At 61.5% G+C, this 6,299-nt stretch carries 3 protein-coding genes; 1 reads left to right on the plus strand and 2 read right to left on the minus strand.

The window, feature by feature from the left end; translation table 11 throughout:
• Positions 1–322: 322 nt before the first annotated feature.
• Together OC71_RS26640 and purL are read right to left on the minus strand one after the other, a co-directional pair.
• Positions 323–634 carry a YqfO family protein gene (locus OC71_RS26640; RefSeq protein ID WP_041075024.1) on the minus strand — a complete coding sequence of 104 codons (312 nt, stop codon included), beginning with the start codon at positions 632–634 and terminating at the stop codon, positions 323–325.
• A gap of 5 nt (positions 635–639) precedes the next feature.
• A complete protein-coding gene (purL, locus tag OC71_RS26645) occupies positions 640–4,536 on the minus strand; it encodes a phosphoribosylformylglycinamidine synthase (RefSeq protein WP_041075026.1) in 3,897 nt (1,298 codons plus the stop codon).
• A 285-nt stretch (positions 4,537–4,821) separates the two neighbouring features.
• On the opposite strand from purL, the gene mltF reads away from it, so the two are divergent.
• Positions 4,822–6,282: a membrane-bound lytic murein transglycosylase MltF gene (gene mltF / locus OC71_RS26650; RefSeq protein ID WP_084234320.1), complete on the plus strand. Its 1,461-nt coding sequence runs from the start codon at positions 4,822–4,824 to the stop codon at positions 6,280–6,282.
• Positions 6,283–6,299 lie beyond the last annotated feature (17 nt).

Below are 6,299 nucleotides of genomic sequence, written 5' to 3' on the forward strand. Positions count from 1 at the left end.
TAGGCGCTGCGCCCGGATCAAACCCGGAGCGAAGGGACCCCGAGCCTCAGCGAGCGGGCCGAACGCAGGAGCAAGCGTTTTTTTGCTTACTTTTTTTAGGCGTTTGTAAAAAAAGTGAGTCGCCGTAAGGGCGAAACCGCCAGCCGCCGCACCCGAAGCAACGGATACTCACTCAATCAGACAGAGCATGGTCGCCTATAAGGGCGCCATCGCTGGCAAGCCAGCTCCCACAATGAAACGCAGTCACCCCTCAAATCGCAGGTAACAAAAAACCCGCAGACAATCACTCATCTGCGGGTTTCCCGTTCCAGCGGCAAAAAGATCAGAAATCCTCCAGCCGCCACACTTCGTAAGCCGGCGTCTCGTAAGGGTGACTCAACTTCAAAGCCGCCACCACCTCACGAATCAGCTCATCACAAACCACAAGCTCAACCTTCCATTCCTCGACCCGCTCAACCCGCCCCGCCTCACCAATGAACGGCTGACTGCCGTGCAAAGGCCGAAACTGACCAGACCCAAGCACCTGCCACGCACAGCGGTCATAGTCACCGATCCGCCCACCACCGGCAGCGAATACAGCGTCCTTGACCACCTCGACATGACTGTCGGGAACAAAAAACGCGAGCTTGTACACAGGCCTCAGTTCACCCAGACGCGCGCGTTACGGAACATGCGCATCCAAGGAGCATCTTCGGTCCAGTCCTCCGAACGCCACGAGTTCTGCACCGCGCGGAACACACGCTCCGGGTGCGGCATCATGATCGTCACACGACCGTCGCGGCTGGTGAGACCGGTAATCCCGCGCGGCGAACCGTTCGGGTTGGCCGGGTAGGCTTCGGTGACCTTGCCGTGGTTGTCGACGAAACGCATCGCCACGCAACCCGACAGATCGGCTTCCAGCAGGGCTTCTTCGCTGGAGAACTCGGCATGGCCTTCACCGTGCGCGATGGCGATCGGCATGCGTGAACCGGCCATGCCCTGCAGGAAGATCGAGTTCGATTCCTGGATCTGCACCATCGCCACGCGCGCTTCGAACTGCTCGGAGCGGTTGCGCACGAAGTGCGGCCAGAACTCGCTGCCCGGGATCAGCTCGTGCAGGTTGGACATCATCTGGCAACCGTTGCACACGCCGAGGGTGAAGCTGTCGTTACGCTCGAAGAAGCCCTGGAACGCATCGCGGGCACGGCTGTTGAACAGCGCCGACTTGGCCCAGCCTTCACCGGCGCCGAGGACGTCGCCGTAGGAGAAGCCACCGCAGGCCACCAGACCTTTGAACTCGTTCAGGTCGACACGGCCAGCGAGAATGTCACTCATGTGCACGTCGATCGCGTTGAAACCGGCGCGGTCGAACGCGGCGGCCATTTCCACCTGACCGTTGACGCCCTGCTCACGCAGCACGGCAACCTGTGGGCGGATGCCTTTCTTGATGTAAGGCGCGGCGATGTCCTGGTTGACGTCGTAGCTCAGCTTGACGCTCAGGCCCGGGTTGTCCTCTTCCAGCAGTGCATCGAACTCTTGCTCGGCGCAGTCGGCGTTGTCGCGCAGACGCTGGATCTGGTAGCTGGTCTCGGCCCACTGACGTTGCAGCAGACGACGCTGGCCTTCAAACACGGTGTCACCGTTGAAGGTGATGTTGATCTGGCCATTGTTGATCGGCTGACCGATCACCGACACGCAATCACCCAGACCGGCCGCGCTGAACTGCGCGAGGATATCTGGCGTGGCGTCCTGACGGACCTGGATCACCGCACCCAGTTCTTCGTTGAACAGGATCGCGGCGATTTCTGCCGAATTTTCGGCAACGCTGTCCAGGTTCAAGCTCAGACCGCAGTGGCCGGCGAACGCCATTTCCACCACGGAGGTCAGCAGACCACCGTCGGAACGGTCGTGGTAAGCCAGCAGGTGACCGTCGGCGTTGAGGCCCTGGATCACCGCGAAGAAGGCCTTCAGGTCTTCCGCGTCGTCGACGTCCGGTGCCTGCTTGCCGAGCTTGCCGTGAACCTGAGCGAGGATCGAGGCACCCATGCGGTTCTGACCGCGACCGAGATCGATCAGGATCAGGTCGGTGGTGCCCTTGTCCATGCGCAGTTCCGGGGTCAGGGTCTGACGGATGTCAGCCACTGGGGCGAAACCGGTCACGATCAGCGACATCGGCGAGGTCACGGTTTTTTCTTCACCGTTGTCGTTCCAGCGGGTGGCCATGGACATCGAGTCCTTGCCCACCGGAATGGTGATGCCCAGCTCAGGGCACAGTTCCATGCCGACCGCTTTCACGGTGTCGTACAGACGCGCGTCTTCGCCCGGGTGGCCGGCAGCGGACATCCAGTTCGCCGACAGCTTGATGTCGGAAATCTTGTTGATGCGCGAAGCGGCAATGTTGGTCAGGGTTTCGCCGATAGCCATACGGCCCGACGCCGGAGCGTCCAGCAGCGCCAGCGGAGTGCGCTCGCCCATGGCCATCGCTTCACCGGTGTAGACGTCGAAACTGGTGGCGGTGACGGCGACGTCGGCCACCGGAACCTGCCATGGGCCAACCATCTGGTCACGGGCCACGAGGCCGGTGATGGTGCGGTCGCCGATGGTGATCAGGAAGCTTTTGCTCGCCACGGCCGGGTGATGCAGGACGCGCTCGATGGAATCGGCGATGTCGAGGTTCGACGGATCGAAATCGTCGCCCAGCTCGGCTTCGCGAACCACCGAACGGTGCATGCGCGGGGCCTTGCCCAGCAACACTTCCAGCGGCATGTCCACCGGGTTGTTGCCGAAGTGGCTGTCCGTCACTGTCAGTTGCGGCTCGGCAGTGGCTTCGCCGACCACGGCGAACGGGCAGCGCTCACGTTCGCAGATCGCCTGGAAGCGCTCGAAGTCAGCCGGACCGACTGCCAGAACGTAACGCTCCTGGGATTCGTTGGACCAGATTTCGTGCGGGGCCATGCCCGGCTCGTCGTTTGGAATGTTGCGCAGTTCGAAACGGCCACCGCGGTCGCCGTCGTTGACCAGTTCTGGGAAGGCGTTGGACAGACCGCCCGCGCCCACGTCGTGGATGAAGCTGATCGGGTTCTTGTCGCCCAGCTGCCAGCAACGGTCGATGACCTCCTGGCAGCGACGTTCCATTTCAGGGTTTTCACGCTGTACGGAAGCGAAGTCGAGATCCGCCGAGCTGGTGCCGGTGGCCATCGAGGACGCGGCGCCGCCGCCCAGACCGATGAGCATCGCCGGGCCGCCGAGGACGATCAGCTTGGAGCCGACGACGATCTCGCCTTTCTTGACGTGCTCTTCACGGATATTGCCCATGCCGCCCGCGAGCATGATCGGCTTGTGGTAGCCACGAACTTCGTCACCGTGCGGGGTGCTGATCGATTGTTCGAAGGTACGGAAGTAGCCGGTCAGGGCCGGACGACCGAATTCATTGTTGAATGCGGCGCCGCCCAGCGGGCCTTCGATCATGATGTCCAGCGCGGTAACGATGCGCTCAGGCTTGCCGTACGGCACCTCCCACGGCTGTTCGAAGCCCGGGATCTGCAGGTTGGACACGGTGAAACCGGTCAGGCCGGCCTTTGGCTTGGCGCCACGACCGGTTGCACCTTCGTCGCGGATCTCGCCACCGGAACCGGTGGACGCGCCCGGGAACGGGGCGATCGCGGTCGGGTGGTTGTGGGTTTCGACCTTCATCAGGATGTGCACCGGCTCCTGCACCGCGCCGTACTGGCGGGTTTCCGGATCCGGGAAGAAGCGGCCGGCGACGTTGCCGACGATCACCGAAGCGTTGTCCTTATAAGCGGACAGCACGCCTTCGTTGTGCATCTGGTAGGTGTTCTTGATCATGCCGAACAGGCTTTTTTCCTGGCTCTCGCCGTCAATATCCCAACTGGCGTTGAAGATCTTGTGGCGGCAGTGCTCGGAGTTGGCCTGGGCGAACATCATCAGTTCGATGTCGTGCGGGTTGCGCTTGAGACCGTTGAAGGCGTTGACCAGATAGTCGATCTCGTCTTCGGCCAGGGCCAGGCCCAGTTCAGTGTTGGCTTTTTCCAGCGCGGCGCGACCGCCACCGAGGATGTCGATCGCGGTCAGCGGTTTCGGCTCGGCGTGGCTGAACAGACCCGCGGCCTGTTCCAGATTGCCCAGGACGATCTGGGTCATGCGGTCATGCAGCACGTCGGCAATCTGCTGGGCTTCAATGTCGCTGAACTGGCCGGCCACGTAGAACGCGATGCCGCGCTCCAGACGCTGGATCTTGCTCAGGCCGCAGTTGCGGGCGATGTCGCTGGCCTTGCTCGACCATGGCGAGATGGTGCCGAAACGCGGCAACACCAGGAACAGACGACCGGTCGGCTCTTGTACCGGAACGCTTGGGCCGTACTTCAGAAGGCGCGCAAGCACCTGCTGTTCGTCGCCGGTCAGGACGCCGGTGACTTCGGCGAAGTGAGCGAATTCAGCATACAGGCCATTGACAGCTGGAACCTTCTGGCTCAGTTGCTCAAGGAGTTTGCTGTGGCGAAAGGCAGAAAGGGCAGGAGCGCCGCGCAGGATCAACATCTTCGGGACAGCCTCGGGAAGGGGTGTGCTTTGAGGCCGTGCATTCTAGCCTAAACCGCCCTCAACATCACCCGAAACGCTACGCACGGTTGCACTCGGATATCAATCTGTGTTTCTGCCTTTGAAGTCAAATTTCGAGAGTGCGCGGCCAACGCTTATTTTTTCTGTCACAAAATGCCGCTAAGCCCCATTCCTGCGGGGTTTCGTGCGGTTTTGTGATCTCTAGCAGACAAGCCCCTCACTGTCGAGATATGGCGCCCGCAGCCGTTTGCGTATACTGCGCACATGTTTTTCCCAACGGCTTTGCGTCCGCGGTACGCCAAATGGCTGATCGCAACCGGACTCTTCCTGATGCTCGGTGGTTGTGTTGATAAACCCAACACACTCGAGCGCGTAAAGGAGGATGGTGTGCTGCGGGTGATTACCCGTAACAGCCCCGCCACCTACTTTCAGGATCGCAGCGGTGAAACCGGCTTCGAATACGAGCTGGTGAAGCGCTTCGCCGACGATTTGGGGGTCGAACTGAAGATCGAGACCGCCGACAACCTCGATGACCTGTTCAACCAGATCGGCAAGCCGAACGGCCCGGTACTGGCGGCGGCCGGCCTGGTCAGCAGCGAGGAGCGCAAGAAGCAGGTGCGGTTCTCCCACTCCTACCTCGAAGTCACCCCGCAGATCATCTATCGCAACGGCCAGTCGCGGCCGACGGATCCCGGCGATCTGGTCGGCAAGAAGATCATGGTGCTCAAGGGCAGCACCCACGCCGAACAGCTGGCGGAGCTGAAAAAGAAATTCCCCGGCATCGAATACGAAGAATCCGACGCCGTGGAAGTGGTCGACCTGTTGCGCATGGTCGATGAAGGCCAGATCGACCTGACGCTGGTTGATTCCAACGAAGTGGCAATGAACCAGGTGTACTTCACCAACATCCGCGTGGCCTTCGACCTGGGCGATGCGCGCAGTCAGAGCTGGGCGGTGGCCGCCGGTGAAGACAGCAGCCTGCTCAACGAGATCAACGCCTACCTCGACAAGGTGCAGAAAAACGGCACCCTGCAGCGCCTGAAAGACCGTTACTACGGCCACGTCGATGTCCTCGGCTACATGGGCGCCACCACCTTCGCCCAGCACCTGCAGCAGCGCCTGCCCAAATACGAACAGCACTTCAAGGCCTACGCCAAGAAAGAGAAAATCGACTGGCGCCTGCTCGCGGCCATCGGTTATCAGGAATCGCTGTGGCAACCGGCGGTCACTTCGAAAACCGGCGTGCGCGGCTTGATGATGCTGACCCAGAACACCGCTCAGGCGATGGGCGTGTCGAACCGGCTCGATCCCAAGCAAAGCATCATGGGCGGCGCCAAGTACCTGGCCTACATGAAGGATCAGCTCGACGAATCGATTCAGGAACCGGACCGCACCTGGTTTGCGCTGGCGGCATACAACGTCGGCAGCGGCCACCTCGATGACGCGCGCAAACTGGCGTCCCGCGAAGGCCTGAACCCGGATAAGTGGCTGGACGTGAAGAAGATGCTGCCGCGCCTGTCGCAGAAGCAGTGGTACAGCAAAACCCGCTACGGCTACGCCCGGGGCGGCGAGCCGGTGCATTTCGTGGCGAACATCCGTCGCTACTACGACATTCTGACCTGGGTGACCCAGCCGCAGCTTGAAGGCGATCAGGTGGCCGAGGGCAATCTGCATGTGCCGGGGATCGACAAGACCAAGCCGGCGCAAGAGCCTGCCCCGCTCTAAAAGCAAAAGATCGCAGC

It is taken from the genome of Pseudomonas sp. W15Feb9B (genome assembly GCF_000828175.1).
Classification (GTDB): domain Bacteria; phylum Pseudomonadota; class Gammaproteobacteria; order Pseudomonadales; family Pseudomonadaceae; genus Aquipseudomonas; species Aquipseudomonas parakoreensis.

What these genes read in the sequence shown, in the direction of transcription:
- purL (WP_041075026.1), bottom strand. Translation starts at nt 4,536, where the DNA reads ATGTTGATCCTGCGCGGCGCTCCTGCCCTTTCTGCCTTTCGCCACAGC.
- mltF (WP_084234320.1), top strand. Translation starts at nt 4,822, where the DNA reads ATGTTTTTCCCAACGGCTTTGCGTCCGCGGTACGCCAAATGGCTGATC.